Source organism: Prosthecobacter vanneervenii (genome assembly GCF_014203095.1).
Lineage (GTDB): Bacteria > Verrucomicrobiota > Verrucomicrobiia > Verrucomicrobiales > Verrucomicrobiaceae > Prosthecobacter > Prosthecobacter vanneervenii.
Genome location: NZ_JACHIG010000001.1, coordinates 258,091 through 275,587 on the forward strand (window position 1 = coordinate 258,091; position 17,497 = coordinate 275,587).

A 17,497-nucleotide genomic window follows, 5' to 3' on the forward strand; every position below is an offset into this window, starting at 1 on the left:
TATGCACCCTCAGCGCGTCGCCGCAGTCGTTGCGGCCTGCGCATTGGCCACGGCAGAGCTCTGTTTACGCACGGGGGCGGTTTTGCAGGTGGTCACAAAGATGGGGCTGCCCCACTGAGTGGGCATGAGATTGGTGTACTTCCACGTCCGGGCCTTGAGCGGCTGGCGCAGCGGCTTGGCGGGATCGTGCAGCAGGTAGTGGAAGGCACCGCGCTGCGCGGGCAGGCGGCAGTATTCGCCTGCAGGCCCCACAAACTCCGGATGGCAGGCCGAGGCATCATAATACGCTGGCACGATCGGCATGTACTTTCCGGCTACCGGGCCATAGCTGCCAAAGGTGTTGTCCGTGGGCGTGCACGCAGCCAGGCTGGCCATGACTGCGAGGGCAGGAAGGAGAAAGGAGAGGCGTTTCATGGCATGTGGAGAGGGATGGGGGCACCAAGGGCGTGCTGTTTGTCTCAAGGTGAAACGGCCGCAGCGAGGATGCATTTCATTTTTTTAGCGCCAGCCAGCGCATCCAACCCCGCTTCTGGGGCTGAGTTTCAAATAGAAAGCCGCAGCTGCTTCTGCATAGGCGGCACCAGGGTGGACACGCCGATGCCGATGAGCCGCAGTGGTGCGGTGACGAGGCGATGGCGCGCCAGCAGGTGGCAGGCGGTGCGGTAGATCTCGCGCTCGGAGGTCACGGGCTCCTCCAGGCGGATCTGGCGCGTCAGGGTGGTGAAGTCGCTGTAGCGCACCTTTACCTGCACGGTCAGCGCGCCGAGGCTGTGTCGCTCCAGGCTCTGCGCCACATCCAGCGCCATCTCCTTGAGCGCTGCGCGCAGGGCGGGGCGGGCGTCCGTGTCTTCCAGAAAGGTGTTTTCCGCGCTGATGCTCTTGCGCTCGTCGCTCAGGTCCAGCGGGCGGTCATCGTTGCCAAAGGCGCGTGCGCGCAGCCTGGCGGCAAAAGAGCCCGCCACGGCGTCGAGTGGTTGAGTGGTATCCTGCAGGTCCGCGATGGTGTTCAGCCCCAGCGCGCGCAGCCCCTCGGCGGTCACAGGGCCCACACCGTGGATGGCACTGACCGGCAGTGGGCGCAGGAAGGCGATCTTGGCGCTGTCGAGAATGGTGGTCAGTCCGTCGGGCTTTTGGAAATCGCTCGCCAGCTTGGCCAGGAATTTGTTGGAGCTGATGCCGATGCTGGCGGTGAGCTGGCACTCGCTGCGGATGCGCTGCTTGATGGCGGCGGCCAGCGGGCGTGCGGCCTCGATGGCGGCATCCGGTTCCATGTCCGGCTGCGCATGCGCGCTCATGTCGAGATAGGCCTCGTCCACGGACACCTGTTCGATGAGCGGCGTATATTCCTGCAGGATCTGCATGATGCGTGCAGATTCCGCCCGATACACCGACATGCGCGGGCGCACAAAGATGCCCTGAGGGCAGAGCCGCCCGGCGGTGCGGGAGGGCATGGCGGAGCGCACCTTGAACTTCCGCGCCTCATAGCTGGCCGCACACACCACCCCACGCTGATCCGGCGGCGAGCCCACGATCACCGGCTTGCCCCGGTATTCCGGATGATCACGCTGCTCCACAGATGCAAAGAAGGCATCCATGTCCATGTGCATGATCACGCGTGGCGGCATTGAGGTGGGGAAGGGGCTGGGAGGGAGGGAGGTGACTACGTTTTGCAGCAGAGCGGCAAAGAGGCAAAAGGATGCAGAGACAAAAAGTCTGCTACTCTGCCCCTCTGCGGCAAAGCCGGGCGTCCCTTTCGATCACGCGGCTCCTCACGGACTGTCCAGCGGCTCCGGTTTTTCCTTGCCGCCGTTTTCGTTGTCAGGCTCGCTCAGGGGCATGTTGTGCTCATCGGGCAGGAGTTTGCGGCGGTCGGCCAGGGTGGCAAAGAGGTAGTAGAGGCCGGGGATGACGAGCAGGCCCACCACGGTGCCCAGCAGCATGCCGCCGGCGGCGGAGGCGCCGATGGTCTTGTTGGCGATGGCCCCGGCGCCCGAGGCGCGCAGCAGCGGGATCATGCCGGCGATGAAAGCGAAGGAGGTCATCAAAATGGGACGGAAACGCACGCGCGCACCTTCGATGGCGGCATCGCGCACGGAGAGACCTTGCTGGTGTTTTTGTGCAGCAAACTCCACGATGAGGATGGCGTTCTTTCCCAGCAGGCCCACGAGCATGATGAGTCCCACCTGAGCAAAGATGTCGTTGTCCAGACCAAAGCTGTTGAGCAGTACAAAGGAGCCCATGACGCCGATGGGCAGGGAGAGGATGACGGCCAGCGGCAGCAGGAAGCTCTCATACTGCCCCACCAGCACCAGATACACAAACATGAGCACCACGATGAAGATCTCCACGGCCTCGTTGCCACGGCCCACTTCGTCAAAGGCCAGCCCGGCCCAGCCGATGTCATAGCCGCGCGGCAGAGTTTTCTCCGCCACCTCCTGGATGGCGCGGATGGCGTCTCCGCTGCTGTAACCCGCCGCAGGTGCGCCCTGGATGGAAGGGGCGGGATACGCATTGTAGCGCGTGATCTCATTGAGCCCCTGCTTCGGCTTCAGGCTGATGAACTGGGAGAAGGGCACCATCTCCCCCTTGTCATTGCCCACGAAGAGTTCCTGCAGGTTTTTTGGCATCTCGCGGTATTTGGGATCCGCCTGCACGTAGAGCTTCCAGAAGCGGCCAAATTTGATGAAGCCCTGCTCATAGGTGCTGGCCACGAGGATGGCCAGGCTGTCCATGGCGGTCTTGATGGAGACGCCCTTCTGCATGGCCAGCTGGTTGTCGATGGTGATTTCGAGCTGCGGGTAGTTGGCGCTGAAGAAGGTGAAGAGGCCGTGCAGCTCCTTGCGCTTTTTCAGCGCCTCCATGAACTCATCATTCACCACCTGGAGGCGGTCGTAGTCGCCAGTGCTGGTCTGGTCCAGCAGGCGCAGGGAGAAGCCGCCTGCGGCGCCGTAGCCGGGCACGGCGGGCGGTTCGTAAAACTCCAGCTTCACACCGGAGATGACACGGCAGCGCTTTTCCAGCTCGGCGATGATCTGCTTGGAGTTGAGCTTGCGCTCAGACCAGTTTTTGAGGTTGATCAAACAGGTGCCCGCATTGGAGCCACGGCCTTCTGTGAGCACCTCATAGCCGGCCAGCGATGACACGGACTGCACACCCGGCACCTTTTTGGCGATCTTTTCCAGCTCCAGCGATTTGTCATACGTGCGCTCCAGCGTGGAGCCGGGCGGCGTCTGCAGAATGGCGTAGATCATGCCCTGATCCTCCGCCGGGATGAAGCCGGGGGAGAGCTGTGAGTTTACAATGTAGATGGCCGTGCCCGCCAGCCCGAGCATGCCCAGTGTGAAAGCACGGCGGTGAACGATCTTTTTCAGCAGCTCCACATACACGCTGGTCAAGCGGTCAAAGAGCCGGTTGAAATGACCGAGCAGCCACGCCACAGGGCCGCTGCGCTGCCCGGGGTGGTGATCGTGGCGGCGCAGGATCATGGCGCAGAGCACCGGTGTGAGCGTGAGCGCCATGACGCCGGAGAGGATGATGGCTGAGGCCATGGTGATGGCAAACTGGCGGTAAAACACCCCGACCGGGCCGGACATGAAGGTCACGGGTACAAACACCGCCGTCATCACCAGCGTGATGGCGATGACCGCGCCCGCGATCTCCAGCAGCACCTTCTGGATGGCCTCATACGGCGTGAGGCTGGTGCCGTGCATGCGCGCGTGCACGGCCTCCACCACCACGATGGGGTCGTCCACCACGATGCCGATGGCCAGCACCAGCGCGAAAAGGGTGATCAGATTGATGCTGACACCAAAGAGCTGCATGAGGAAGAAAGCGCCCACAAGAGACACCGGCACCGCCAGCGTGGGGATGAGCGTGGAGCGCCAGTCCCCCAGGAAAATGAAGACCACCATGGCCACGAGGATGAAGGCCTCCACCAACGTGTGCAGCACCTTGTCTATGGAGGCGTCAAGGAACTCAGATACGTCGTAGCTGATCTCGTAGTCCATGCCTGCGGGGAAGTTCTTGCGCTTGATCTCCTTGAGCTGGGCCTTGATCAGCTTGATGACCTCGTTGGCGTTGCTGTTGTAGCTCTGCTTGATGACGATGGCGGCGGAGGGGTGGCCGTCGAGGTCGGAGTAGAGGTCGTAGAATTCGCTGCCCAGCTCCACATCGGCCACATCTTTCAGCTTCAGGATCTCGCCCTTCTCCGTGGCACGCAGGATGACTTTTTCATACTGCTCGGCGGTGTTGTAGCGGCCCTGGTAGGTCAGCACGTACTCCAGGGCCTGGGATCTTCGGCTGTCCGCACGGCCCAGCCGCCCGGGCGTGCCGATGACGCTCTGCTCTTCCAGCGCCTTCATGACATCCTCGGTGGACACATTGTAGGCACGCATGCGGTCGGGCTTGAGCCAGATGCGCATGGCGTAGTTTCGCGTGCCGAGGATGCGCACCTGGCCCACACCGCGGATGCGGGCCAGCTGCGGCTGGATCTGCACGTAGGCGTAGTTAAACAGGAGTTGCATGTCCGCCGCCTTGTCCGTGCTGAAGAGGTTCACATACATGAGCATGTTGGGGCTCACGTTGTTGACGATGATGCCCTCCCGCTGCACCAGCGGCGGGAGCTGGTTTTTCACCTGGTTGACGCGATTGAGCACATTCACCGTGGCGTCCTTGGGATCGGTGCCCAGGTGAAAGACCACCTGGATGGTGGCCTCTCCGGCGCTGGTGGCGTCGGACATCATGTACTTCATGTCCTGCACGCCATTGATGGCCTGGTCCAGCAGCACGAGCACGGACTCCTCCAGCACCTTGGCGCTGGCGCCGGGGTAGGTGATGTTCACCATGACGACCACCGGGGCCACATTGGGAAACTGGGAGATGGGCAGCCTGAAGATGGACAGCGCGCCCAGAAAGAGAATGAGCAGCGAGATGACGATGGCCAGGGCCGGACGTTGCAGGACCTTGGAGAACATGGCTGGTGGTGGGGGATGGTGTGCTGGGCCGGTGCGTGGCGTCAGGACGGAGGTTGGACTTTCAAATCTGCAGTCGCATGCCCGGGCGAAGCGCCGAGGCAGCCACAGTCTGCTGAAGGAAATCGTTGTGCCGCCGCTTTCAGTCGCATGAGAGATCGGCGCAGCTCCTGCGCACAGGGAGCGGGGAAGGGGTGCGGGCTGAGAGCAGGTCGTGAAACGCCGGAGCGTCTGACACCAGAGAGGGTGAAACCGTGCCTCATGCCGAGATGCTAAGGCGAAACTATTTCAAAGTAAAGTGTAGCCGCTTCTGCGGCCTGCGTGCATTTGCCAGCAGCTTCGAGCAAAGAAGCCATGGCTCTCACGCATTGGATAAAGCCTGGGCCTATAGGCGCACTCTCCATGGGCAGAAGTCATGTCTGCGCTGATTCCATTAAGCCTAAAGATGCTCTTTGGCGGTCGGAGGTGTCATGCTAAGCTCTCCGCCTATGCGTGAAAGTGCTCGTGTTGCTGGGGCAGCACGAGCGATTTTTTTCATCATGCATGCGCAGCTTGCCACTGCGTGCATGGCAGTGCAGCCTTATGCCGCGAGCAGATGCTCCTGGTCAGCAGATGCTGGAGCCGGAAGAGCCAGCGGCTTGTCACCGATGTCGCTCACATTCAGGCTTGGGTCGCTGCCCTTGGGCTGGCGGCCGGTGAGGCGGCAGAAGTCGTGGTAGCTCAGGACTTCAAAGGTGCGGTCCAGATGCTCCACCACCACAGTCATGCTCTCCACCCAGTCTCCCGAATTGAGGTAATGGGTGCTTTCGATCATCTTGTTGGCGGGAGTGTGAATATGGCCGCAGATGATGCCGTTGCAGCCTTTCCACTGTGCCAGCTTCTGGAGCTGCTCCTCGTAGCGGCCCACAAAGCTGACCACGTTTTTGACCTTCATTTTGACCCAGCGGCTGAGGGAGAAGGCCTCCTTGTTGCGCCAGCGCAGCCAGGCGTTGTAGGCGCGGTTCAGTCGCAGCAGTGCCTCATAACCGACAGCGCCCACCTTGGCCAGCCAGACGTGATTGGTCGTCACATGATCAAAGCCGTCTCCATGCACCACGAGGTAGCGGCCGTGCGGGGACTCATGAATGTGCTCGTCCACCAGGGAGAGTCCGGCCAGTTTGAAGGGGAGAAACTTTTCCAGGATGTCATCGTGGTTGCCACGCAGGTAGATCACTTCTGTGCCTTCCTTTTCCATCTTCTTCAGCACGGTGCGCACAAAGTGCGTGTGCTCCTGAGTCCAGCGTCCTGAGCTCTTCAGAGCCCACACATCAATGATGTCACCATTGAGCACGAGCTTTTCGCACTTGCAGTGGCGGATGAGATGAGCCGCCTGCACAGCCTTGGAGTCGGCCATGCCGAGGTGGACATCGGACATGAACAAAGTCTTGATGCGGAGTTTGGTCTTCATAGGTGCAGGGCCGGATGGATTGTGAATAGAAACAGGCTTGTCACGTACCTGACCTGACGCCGGGAGGTGGGAAAGGAGGCAAGTGAAACCTTTTCGTCACGCGCTTGTCGTGGGCGCGCTGTGCGTGACGCTGGCTACCAGCGCGGGGTCTTGGCGGCTTGCAGAAAGCGGTCGATCTCCGTCGTGCGCTTTTTCTCCACGGGGGCCTTCTGTTCTACACGCACCGGGTCTGGGCCTGTCTTGCGGTTATGACCTGCACGCCACACAAACCAGAGGCAGGTGGCAAACAATGTCAGAGCCATGATGGGACCTCCATGGCGGCGGACGAAGCGCGTTTGCCTGCGCCATTCAAGATAGCTTTGCAGTTCGTTATGATGCGGCCTGAACATGAAAACAGAGTGGGAGGGTGGACCAAGTGCTCAAATGGGATGTGGTCACAATTATGTTTCCACCTCATGCTGCGAGGGGGTGCGAAAGCGGCGGAGTTGTCATATTACACACCCGTGGCTGCCGTTCGCGTGAGCTTTGACTTGACTCATGGGGGGAGCGTAAGCGCTGGTTTTAATCAGTGTCATGGCTGATGCGACATGGTGTTAAGAGGAAGTCGCTGGTGTGTGCATGAGCTGCCGCGGCCCCGCAGAGGGTGGGGGCTTTCATTCACCGGATAGGTTGCAAAATCGTCACACATTCAGGGGTGTGTTCCTATGCGACGAGATCGTAACACGCTTGTCTTTGGCAGGTGTTCAATCCTGTCGTCACAATCCCGTCACTGAGACATGAGCAAAATTTTAGTAGTCGATGATGAGAGGGACATTGTTGATCTCGTCAGCCTGCACTTGCAGCGCGAGGGGCATGAAGTTGAGTCCGTGGACAACGGGCTGGCCGTGCTGCCGATGGCGGTGAAGACGGCTCCGGATCTCATCGTGCTGGATCTCATGCTGCCGGGGATCGATGGCGTGCAGGTGCACCGCAGGCTGCGTGCGGACACCCGCACGCGGCACATTCCCGTGATAATGCTCACGGCCCGTGCGCAGACGAATGACCGCATCGCCGGACTGGAGGGCGGTGCGGACGATTACCTGACCAAGCCCTTCAGCCCGCGCGAGCTGATGCTGCGCATCGGCGCGGTGCTGCGGCGCACGCAAAAGGTGGTGATGCTGGCGGAGCAGCGCATTGGCGACTTCCTGCTGGACCGGCGCAATATGTCACTCTCCATCCGTGGAAAGCTGGTGGAGCTCACCATCACGGAGCTGAAGCTGATGACCACGCTGATGGCGAATCCGGACGTGATCCACTCGCGCTCCGAGCTGCTGAGTGCGGTGTGGGGCTACGCGGACGACACCCACTCCCGCACGCTGGACACACATATCAAACGTCTGCGCGACAAGCTGGGAGACCACGGCAGGCACATCGGTACGCTGCGGCGTCAGGGCTATCTGTTTCACAGCATGATACAGGAGGAGACCGCTGAGGCATGACGACGGCTGCGGCGAAAGAGGAAACTGCTGCTTCGTCCGGCATGGAGGGCTGGCATCCTGGTGTGCCTGCTGCCGCGCTGGGCTGTGCGCAGGAGGAGTGCCACCTCTTTGGCGCACTGCTCAACGAGGTGCCTCATGGCGTGCTGGTGCTGGATGACGACGGGGTGATCCTCTTTGCCAATCTGGCGGTGAATGTGATGTTTCTCCCCCATCAGCTGGAGGTGGGTGGCACGATCGGCACGGCTGCAGTGCTGGAGCCTCTGGTGAGCATCGTGGCGGAAGCACGCAGCCGCCGTGCGCGTGCAGAGCAGGAGGTGCGGCTGACGCTGCCCTACATCGGGGAATGGAACCAGGAGCACCACTACCACCTGAGCGCCGCCCCGTGGAGCGAAGGCGGACGCAGCGGCGTGTGGGTGATGGCGGAGGACCACACCGAGCGCCACCACAGCCAGCAGATGAGGCGGGATTTTCTGACCAGCGCAGGTCACGAACTGCGCACGCCGCTCTCGCTCATCCACGGCTACATCGAGACGCTGAAGAGCGGCATGATCAAAAACACCACCTCGCTGGTGCGTTGCCTGGAAGTGATGGAAAAGCACAGCCGCCGCATGATGCGCATCATCGACGACATGCTGACAATCTCCCGTCTGGAGACGCAGGACGAGCCGCTGAAGACGGAGACCTTTCTGGTGCGTGCCTGCGTGCAGGATTCGCTGGAGCACCTGACGCCGCTCATCGAGATGCGTCAGGCCACGGTGAGCGTGGATTTCCCCCCGGACGGCGGCGTGCTGCATGGCGACCGCTTTTACTGGGACCAGATTTTCACCAACCTCATCGAGCATCCGCTCAAGGAAAATCTGCGCAGCGGGTTGCGGGTCAAGGTGTGTGGACGCTGGACGCCGCACGAGTGCATCCTCACCGTGGAGGATAATGGCGTAGGCATCCGGCCAGAGGATGTGCCGTTTGTTTTCAGACGCTTTCACCGTTCTTCCAGCAAGGGACCCGGGCAGGAAGGCAAGGGCACTGGTCTGGGGCTGTCGATTGTCAAACGAGCCGTGGAAGCTCATGGCGGCGGCATTGAGGTGGAGAGCGTGCCCGGTGTGCGCACCGTCTTCACCATCCGCCTGCCGCTGCCGGACTGAGCCTGCGTGCTTGCTGATTGGCAGGTGGAAAATTCCGCCGCGGAGACTTGACTGCCGGTATGCGGCTGAGAAGGGAAAACGTCCTTTTTCCGGCTGTTAAATGAGCAAGAAGAAAAACGGCAAGTGCAGGAAGTGGAACAGGGGAATCAGGCCGTCCTTCCTGGCAGGGATAAATGTCTGAAAAAAAACGATCTAGACGCATCCTGCTGAGGTTTGGTGTGCGGGGGGTAGGCAACGAAATTGTGACAGTGCATTGGTGGTGGGCATCGGGTGCAAGGGGCAAGCATGCACCGCCTTTCCAAGGCTCGCCTTGGGGAGACAAACCTCACCACCACACATACCAAATGATGTTCAAACCACAGAAAGCGCTGACCCTTCTGGCTCTTGCCGGACTGGCTCTCGCCCCTGCAGCTTCCAAAGCTGCGGTAACAGCCTACACGGCTGACGATCTGATCATGGGAATCCAGCAGACTGGAAATACCCAAGTTCTCCTCATTAACCTTGGGCAGGCCTCCGGCTTCAAAACCGGCGCCTCCGTGGGTACAGTCATCTCAGGACTTTCCACCGTCCTCAGCAGCACCTTTGGCTCAGGCTGGGCCACCGACTCCACGATCGCATGGGGCATCGTCGGCACCCCTGGAGCTTCGGCTGCTGGTGGTGACACTGCCAATACGCTCTATGCTTCCACCCCTCAGACCACCTTTGGCGTTCAGTCCAGTCCTTTCTCGGATTCGGCCTATACACGTCAGTCTGCCGCCACTCAGGGCTCGGGCCGTTCCAACATTGTGACGATGGCCAACACCTTCGCTGGTCTTACCTCCGTCGCCACGGGCACTGGCACCAACGTTGCTGCAGCACTGCAGGCTACCAGCACCACGGGTGGCTGGTTCTCGCAGAACCCTCTTGGCGCAGGTGGCAGCAGCTTCAGCTACTTCAACTCCCTCGAAGGCAGTTTTGCCAATGGCGTGTCAAACTCCGCCCTCGATCTCTACCGCATGCAGGTGTACAACACCGCGCCTGCTGGAAGCATCGGAGATGCCGGAGCCTACATCGGCACTTTCCAGCTGAGCCCCAGTGGCAGCGTCAGCTTCAGCACCAGCCCAGGTGCTGTTCCCGAGCCCACGCGTGCCGTGCTCTTTGGCGCCGGCCTTGCCGGTCTCATGCTGCGCCGCCGTCGCGCTGTCCGCAGCACGGTGGCTGCATAAGCCTCATCTTCTCGTCAATACCTTAAACACTCACTTTTTCTTTTCCAGAACCCATGAAACTTAATCTGACAGCTCTCTCTGCTGCCGCAGCCCTTTTGATGGCCTCTCCGGCCTTCGCAGATGTCACCATCTACATCACAGGATCCACCGCATTCCGTTCCGCCGTTTCCAATGCCATCAAGAACAAGATGACCTTCGGTGGCGGTCAGGGTTATGCCTTTACGGGCTCCAACTTTACCGGTTCCAGCAACCAGGTGTTTGTGGGCTCGGTTTCCGGCATCTCTGGCGTGGTGACCGTGAAGACCAACTGGTCCGGATCCGTGGCCGGCATCAAGGCCCTGACCACCAATCAGAACCTTTCTTTCCTGGATTATCCTGCCTCCTCAGGCACCGCCTACACCCTGAGCTCCAGTGGCACAGGCAGTGTGAACACCAACAATCTGAACACGGTCGCCCAAGCTGACATCACGATGGCTGACAACTACCAGGGTTCCACCAACTTCACCAATCCTTCCCTGACAACGCAACGAGTCGGCGTCGTGCCTTTCGCCTGGGTTTCCAGCGCCAGCGCCCCTGCTGGCCTGACCAATGTGACCCCGCAGCTTGCACGCACGCTGTTCCAGACTGGCTTCTGCTCTGCTGCTTTGTTCACCAACAACAACGCTGACGCCTCCGACAAGGGAACCGGCACCATGGTGTATGCCATTGGTCGTGATCCTCTGTCCGGCACTCGTCTGGTCAGCTTTGCCGAAAGTGGCATTGGTATCTTCACCACGGTGGCCCAATATCAGCCCTCCGTGGTTGGCGTGAACGGCTCCACCGTGAACGGCGTCAGCGGCACCACCGTGACGAACATCAACCTCACCCCTGTGGATGCCACCGTTCCAACAACCGACCCGGGTATGACCGGCTTCAGCAGCGGAGGCAATCTGGCCGACAACTTGCGCTACACCACCACCTCCGTGACGGACGACAACTCCGGCATCGGTCCGATGAAGATCTGCTTTGTCAGCTACCTGGGTGAATCTGACGCCGCACGTGCGGTGAATGGCACCGGATCTGGAGTGGGCTCTGGCAATGTGGGTTGCCGCTATCTGTCCTACAATGGTGTCAATGCCTTCGGCGGTGTGGTCACCACCGTCACCGGCAATGTGGACACCTCCGGCAACATCACCGTCACAACGGGCACCACCACCGGACTCGTGGTTGGCCAGCTTGTACGTTCCTCCGGCCTTGTGGGAGACTCTTACATCACCGCTATCAATAGCAGCACCAGCTTCACTGTGTCCAATCCTGCAGGCACTGCATACACCGCTGGTACAGCTTTGAGCATCAGCACCTCCAACCTCCTTCCGCAGGCCATCTGGAATGGTTCCTACACCATGTGGGGCTATGAAAACATCATGTGGCGCTCCAGCCTCGCTGGCGACAAGCTGACCTTTGGCAACGCGCTGAAGAACCAGATCATCGCAGTGGACTACTTCGCCGCAGGCCTCTCTGTCACTTCCATGCGCGTGAACCGCTTTGTGGACGGTGGCAACGTCAGCGCGACCTACTAATACTCTGATCTGACTGCCTCTGAAAACACACAGATGGCAGAAGAAAAGCACGAGTAACATCTTCGGCCGGTGCGGTTTGTTCCGCACCGGCCTTCCCATGATAATAAGAAAATGATTTCGCAGCACCAGCCTCGCATCACGATCCGATGGTTTTCCTCTTCTCCGCATCTGCAACTGGTGGTGGCTGCGGCCATGTGCCTGATTTCAGCAGCCTTGGGAGGCCTTGCCGGCTCCTCTGGAAAGAAAATGAAAAATGGGACGGACACAGGGCATGTTACGCACGCGGTCGCTTTCGATGCTGGTGCTTCGGTGCCCGCCACCAGCCATTCCGCCAACAAATCACCCGCATCAGTTTCTGTCTCGACATCTGCGCTGGAAATTCCTTCTTCCGCGGCACCTGCCTCCCCCCCGCCGTTTCATGCAGGCGAGGTGGGCTCCCGGGATGCGGCCGCATTTATTGGTGGGGCTGGTCCTCAGGCTGTGACAGCCAGACCCGTGAGAGCACCGTCTGCTCTTCGGAGGCCTGATTCCCGAGTTCTGGTGCCCATGATTTTTCGCGAGGTGAGCCCTGCTGCTGGACTCAGTGGCGAGCAGGTGGCTACCATTGACCAAATGCGCAATCAGTTTAATGAAAAAGTCGGAACCCCCAGCAGTCCATCTGACCCGCGATACCGGGCGCGTTGGGTGAGTGCGCAGGTGGAAATGGATGACCAGCTTCGAGCCTATCTTGGATGGGAAAAGTTTAATCAATATCAGCTGCACGCGGCGCAAAGTCTTAGATAAGTTACAATAATGTAACTTTAGACGAGTGGTTTTGGTCAGAAATGCATTGCCGTCGCCTTTTTGCGAAGGGGAAATGCCTGTTTTGCAGCACAAGAACGTCACTCTGAATCCATATTTTGAAGATAGACTGAGTTAGAGTGACGTAATCGTAACTCTGCATGCCTTGAGATGGGGGGCTGGAAGAGAAATAGGGAGGCCGCGACTTTCGCGCTTTCATGCCTTCTGAGTTTCCCATCATTCACTCCATTGGTTTCACGCCTGGTCTGCGGCGGATGTTTTATCTCGCCGGGCTCATGGCGGGCATTCTGAGAGCCGATGCCGCAGCACCAGCGGCAGCACCCGCAGCTGCGGGGGCATCGGAGCCTCCTGCTGCTGAGGAGGCGGTGCTGGGCCCGATTTTTATTCGTGAATTCCGCGTGCGCGGCTCCAAGAAGCTGCCGCAGCGAACCATCGAAAAAGCAGTGTATCCCTACCTGGGACCGCGTCGTGGAGAGCAGGATGTCGAGCAGGCGCGCCTGGCACTGGAGAAGGCCTATAAGGAGCTCGGCTACCAGACCGTCTTGGTCGAAGTTCCACAGCAGGACCCGCGCAGCGGAGTGATCATCATGCAGGTGGTGGAGGCTCCGGTGGGCCGTCTGCGTGTGAAGGGGGCCAAGTGGTTCCTGCCCAGCCAGATCAAAAAGAATGCGCCGTCCATGCAGGAGGGGGTGGTGCCGAACTTCAATGATGTGAAGAAGGACATCATCGCGCTCAATCAGATGCGCGACCGCAAGATCACCCCGGAACTGCGTGCAGGTGTCACACCTGGCACGGTGGACATCGACCTGGTGGTGGAGGACAAGTCTCCGACTCACGGAAGCATTGAGTTTAACAACCGGCACAACGCCAACACCACGCCCTACCGCCTCAACGGCTCCTTCAGCTACGGCAACCTCTGGCAGCTTGGGCACACCCTGGGACTGAGCTTCCAGATCGCGCCAGAGCGTGTGAAAGATGCGCTCATTTATTCGGCCTATTACATGATGCCGATGCCTTGGGAAGGGACCAGTCTCATGATCAACGGCACCAAGCAGGACAGCAACGTCTCCACGCTGGGCGGCGGTGCTGTGGCTGGGCGTGGCGAGGTGCTGGGCTTCCGCTTCATGAAGCAACTGCCGACGGAAAAAGGCTACTTCCATTCCCTGAGCGCCGGCATGGACTTCAAACGCTTTGCTCAAGATGTGACGACGGCGGGCGTCACTAGTTCGGCTCCGGTCACGTACTTCCCCTTCACACTGGCCTACAGTGGTGGGAAACTGCGGGAGCATAGCTTCACGGACTTCAATCTCAGTGCTGTTTTCCACCTGCGTGGCATGGGCTCTAGGACAGAGTTTGCCAACCGCCGCTATCAGGCGGACGATGGCTTCTTCTACATGCGTGGAGATGCGAGCCACACGCATGATCTGCCGGGAGGCTTCCAGGCTTTCGCCAAGGTGCAGGGGCAGGTCACTGGCTCTTCTCTGGTGAATACGGAGCAGATGGCCATTGGCGGCCTCAGCACAGTGCGCGGTTATCTGGAAGCCACGCAGCTGGGAGACAGCGGTGTGATCGGCAGCTTTGAGCTGCGCAGCCCCACACTCATCGGCTCCGGTGACAAGGAAAGCCCCGATGAGTGGCGCTTCTACGCCTTTTACGAAGCCGGCCGCGTGATGGTGAACAATCCGCTGCCTGCACAGATGAACTACTTTGACCTGGCCAGCACGGGCGTGGGCAGCCGCATGCGCCTGCGCAAGCACGTGCACGGATCGGTGGATCTGGCGGTGCCTCTCATCAGCCAGCCGCACGCCATCTCCAACGACCTCTACATGCGCTTCCGCGTTTGGATCGACTTTTAATTTTTTCCCCCTCTTACCCCCTCCAATGACCAAGCACCTCCATCTGCTCCCAGCCCTGCTGCTCTTCACGGCTTCGATCCTCGCCCCCGTGCGCACTGCGCATGCCGCCGAAAAAAACTGGTGGGACGCGAAGTGGACCATTCGCAAGGAAATCACCATCGACACCTCCGGCAAGGGCGTGGCCATCGCCGAGCCCATCGGCACCAGCGCCGTGCTGGTGCGCCTGCACGAAGGCGTGTTCTCCTTCATGTCTTCCAAGGAGGATGGCAGCGATCTGCGCTTTGTGGCAGACGATCATAAGACCGTGCTCAAGCACCATGTGGAAAAGTGGGACTCCCTTCTGAATGAAGCCTACGTCTGGGTGCAGGTGCCGGACCTCAAGCCCGCCGCTGCCAGCACCATCTGGCTCTACTACGGCAATGGTGAAGCTCCCGCACCTGAAGCTGCCAAGGAAACCTATGAGGCCAGCACCACGCTGGTCTATCACTTCACAGATTCCGGCAAGGATTCCTCTCCCACCGGTGCCAATGCCGAAGGCGCACCTGCTCCGGCGGCGGGCTCCCTCATCGGCGCGGGGCTACGTGTGTTTGGCCAGGCCCCCATCAAGGTGCCCGCACCTCCGCTGCCTGAGTTTGCCCCCGGTGCTCCGCTCACCGTCTCCGCCTGGGTCAAGCCCAGCGCGCTGCAGCCCAATGCGGTCATCTTCAGCCGCCGCGATGGCGCGAATAGCTTCATCCTCGGTCTGAACAACGGCATCCCCTTTGTGGAAGTGAACAAGCAGCGCAGCAGCGACGGCGCACCCATCGCCGCCGGTGGCTGGCACCACATCGCCGCTGTGGCAGATGCAGGCACCATCACTGTGTATCTCGATGGCAAATCCTACGGTGCTGTCAGCGCGGCCATTCCCTCCATCAAGACTCCGGTGGAGATCGACAAGGACAGCACCACCACGGATCTCGTGGGCTTCACGGGAGAAATCGACGAGCTGCAGATCGCCAAGACCGCACGCCCGGCTGGATTCATCCGCTTTGCTGCGGTGAACCAGGGCAGCACCTCGGACGCAGCCAAGCTCGTGGCCGTGGGCGCTGATGAAGCCTCCGATCATGAAGAAGAGGGCGAGATCATGAAGCATCTCACCCTCATCACAGATATCTCCAAAGACCTGACCTTTGACGGCTGGGTGGTGATCTTCCTCTGCACCCTGCTGGCCGTGGTGGGCTGGGGCATTGCAGTAGGGAAGGTGATGTACCTCAACACGATTGAGAAGGCCTCCGCCGAATTCATGAAACGCTGGGAAAAGATCTCCAATGACCTGACTGCCATCGACACCGAAGACGCCGAGAGCGTGAAGAACCTGGGCGGCAGTGTCAGCGGCAAGGTGCAGAAGCTCATGTACCAGTCTCCGCTCTACCAGCTCTACCACCTGGGTGCGCAGGAGATCAGCAACCGCATGAAATCCTTCCGCAAGGTGACGTTCAACCCGAACGAGAAGAAGGAGGCCAAGATCATGGGCCTCTCCGGGCGCTCCATCCAGGCCATCAAGGCCACGCTGCACGGCGGCATGGTGCGCGAGGTGCAGAAGCTCAATGGCAAGCTCGTCTTCCTCACCATCGGCATCGCCGGTGGTCCTTACCTCGGTCTGCTCGGCACCGTGATCGGTGTGATGATCACCTTCGCCGTGATCGCGAAAAGCGGTGAAGTGGAGGTGAACTCCATCGCTCCTGGTATCGCCGGTGCGCTCCTCGCCACGGTGGCTGGCCTGGCTGTCGCCATCCCGGCGCTGTTCATCTACAGCTACCTGAGCTCACGCATCAAGGACGTGGTCTCCAACATGGAGACCTTCATCGACGAGTTCGTCACCAAGATGGCCGAACACTACAAGGAGTAACCTCATATGCAGGCCGACAGCAAATCTTACGACGACATCAACGTCACGCCCATGGTGGACCTCTACCTGGTGCTGCTGCTGATCTTCATCATCATGACCACCGCAGGGGTGCAGGGCGTGAAGGTGAACCTGCCACGTGGCGGTCCGTCCACCTCCAAGCCCATCGAAGGGCCGAAGATGCAGGCTGTGACCGTGGACAACCAGGGGAACATCAAGCTCAACGCCACCGCTGTGACTCTGGACGAGCTGGCCAGCAAGCTGGAGGCCATCAAGACGGCCACACCGGACTCCCCCATCGTGGTGCGCGGAGACAGCGGCACGCAGTACCAGACCATCATGGACGTGCTCACCGCCGTGGGCCGTGCCGGGTTTACCAACATCGGCCTGGCCACACAGGCTGCGAAAAAATAAGCCACTAAGAGGAACCACCACATCATGCCATCTCCTCAGATTGACGACGAAGACGAACCGGGCTTTTTCAAACGCCACCTCATGCTGATCATCATCGGCGGGCTGGTGCTGGCTGGAGGCGGGTACTTTCTGGCCAATCGCACGCCATCAAAAGCTGCACCAAAGAAGAAGCTGGAGATGATCTCCATTTCTCTCCCGCCTCCCCCCCCGCCACCGCCACCGCCCCCACCTCCGCCGGAGAAGAAGGAAGAGCCCCCGCCTGAAGAAAAGGTGGAGGAGATGGTGGCACAGGAGGAAGTGAAGCCTGACGAGCAGAAGCCCGACGACAAGCCTGCGGACAAGCCCGCCGATGAGCCCCTCGGTACCGCCATTGGTGGTGGAGACGGCAGCGGCCTCGGCATGGGTGGCGGCGGTGGTGGCGGTGGCATGATCGGCGGCAGCGGACGCAAAGGAGGCTCCAAGTGGGGCTGGTACGCCGGCCAAGTGCAGAACCGCATCTCCGAGGCGCTGCGCAGCAACAAAGTCACGCGCAAAGCCAGCGCGGCCATCGTCGTGCGCATCTGGCCGGATGCGTCCGGCCGCATCAGCAAAGTCACGCTCGGCAGCAGCACGGGAGACCCCGCTGTCGATGACGCCATCAAAAACCAGGTCCTCATCGGTCTCGTGCTCAACGAGCCGCCTCCCGCAGACATGCCCATGCCCATCAACCTGCGCATCACCGCGCGCAAACCCTGATCCCT

Annotated in this window: 14 protein-coding genes; 9 read left to right on the forward strand and 5 right to left on the reverse strand. The window is 60.4% G+C overall.

Going from position 1 to position 17,497, the window contains the following annotated elements:
* Window positions 1–9: 9 nt before the first annotated feature.
* The 5 genes from HNQ65_RS00910 to HNQ65_RS00930 all read right to left on the reverse strand — a co-directional run bounded on the left by HNQ65_RS00910 (window position 10) and on the right by HNQ65_RS00930 (window position 6,719).
* On the reverse strand, window positions 10–414 hold the full coding sequence (locus HNQ65_RS00910; protein ID WP_184337450.1) for a hypothetical protein: 405 nt from the start codon (window positions 412–414) through the stop codon (window positions 10–12).
* A gap of 128 nt (window positions 415–542) precedes the next feature.
* A complete protein-coding gene (gene dinB / locus HNQ65_RS00915) occupies window positions 543–1,625 on the reverse strand; it encodes a DNA polymerase IV (RefSeq protein WP_184337452.1) in 1,083 nt (360 codons plus the stop codon).
* Window positions 1,626–1,769: 144 nt separating this feature from the next.
* Window positions 1,770–4,973, reverse strand: a complete 3,204-nt coding sequence (locus HNQ65_RS00920; protein ID WP_184337454.1) for an efflux RND transporter permease subunit — start codon at window positions 4,971–4,973, stop codon at window positions 1,770–1,772.
* A 577-nt stretch (window positions 4,974–5,550) separates the two neighbouring features.
* Window positions 5,551–6,417, reverse strand: coding sequence for a UDP-2,3-diacylglucosamine diphosphatase (locus HNQ65_RS00925; RefSeq protein ID WP_184337456.1), 867 nt, complete (start codon window positions 6,415–6,417; stop codon window positions 5,551–5,553).
* A 134-nt stretch (window positions 6,418–6,551) separates the two neighbouring features.
* Window positions 6,552–6,719 (reverse strand): hypothetical protein, encoded by a 168-nt coding sequence (locus HNQ65_RS00930; RefSeq protein ID WP_184337458.1) that lies wholly within the window; start codon window positions 6,717–6,719, stop codon window positions 6,552–6,554.
* Between the two features lie 474 nt (window positions 6,720–7,193).
* Here HNQ65_RS00930 and HNQ65_RS00935 point away from each other — a divergent pair, with 474 nt between their 5' ends.
* The 9 genes from HNQ65_RS00935 (at window position 7,194) to HNQ65_RS00975 (ending at window position 17,492) form a co-directional block, all read left to right on the forward strand.
* Window positions 7,194–7,895: a response regulator transcription factor gene (locus tag HNQ65_RS00935; protein WP_184337460.1), complete on the forward strand. Its 702-nt coding sequence runs from the start codon at window positions 7,194–7,196 to the stop codon at window positions 7,893–7,895.
* A complete protein-coding gene (locus tag HNQ65_RS00940) occupies window positions 7,892–9,037 on the forward strand; it encodes a sensor histidine kinase (protein ID WP_184337464.1) in 1,146 nt (381 codons plus the stop codon). Before HNQ65_RS00935 ends, HNQ65_RS00940 begins: the two co-directional genes overlap by 4 nt.
* Window positions 9,038–9,381: 344 nt before the next feature.
* On the forward strand, window positions 9,382–10,242 hold the full coding sequence (locus HNQ65_RS00945; RefSeq protein WP_184337466.1) for a PEP-CTERM sorting domain-containing protein: 861 nt from the start codon (window positions 9,382–9,384) through the stop codon (window positions 10,240–10,242).
* A gap of 53 nt (window positions 10,243–10,295) precedes the next feature.
* On the forward strand, window positions 10,296–11,801 hold the full coding sequence (locus tag HNQ65_RS00950) for a hypothetical protein (protein ID WP_184337468.1): 1,506 nt from the start codon (window positions 10,296–10,298) through the stop codon (window positions 11,799–11,801).
* A gap of 111 nt (window positions 11,802–11,912) precedes the next feature.
* Window positions 11,913–12,584, forward strand: coding sequence for a hypothetical protein (locus HNQ65_RS00955; protein ID WP_184337470.1), 672 nt, complete (start codon window positions 11,913–11,915; stop codon window positions 12,582–12,584).
* Between the two features lie 215 nt (window positions 12,585–12,799).
* Entirely contained in the window at window positions 12,800–14,458 is a 1,659-nt protein-coding gene (locus HNQ65_RS00960; RefSeq protein ID WP_184337472.1) for a ShlB/FhaC/HecB family hemolysin secretion/activation protein, read from the forward strand.
* A 25-nt stretch (window positions 14,459–14,483) separates the two neighbouring features.
* Window positions 14,484–16,346, forward strand: a complete 1,863-nt coding sequence (locus HNQ65_RS00965) for a DUF2341 domain-containing protein (RefSeq protein ID WP_184337474.1) — start codon at window positions 14,484–14,486, stop codon at window positions 16,344–16,346.
* Between the two features lie 6 nt (window positions 16,347–16,352).
* Entirely contained in the window at window positions 16,353–16,757 is a 405-nt protein-coding gene (locus HNQ65_RS00970; protein ID WP_184337476.1) for an ExbD/TolR family protein, read from the forward strand.
* Between the two features lie 24 nt (window positions 16,758–16,781).
* Window positions 16,782–17,492, forward strand: coding sequence for a TonB C-terminal domain-containing protein (locus HNQ65_RS00975; protein ID WP_184337478.1), 711 nt, complete (start codon window positions 16,782–16,784; stop codon window positions 17,490–17,492).
* Window positions 17,493–17,497 lie beyond the last annotated feature (5 nt).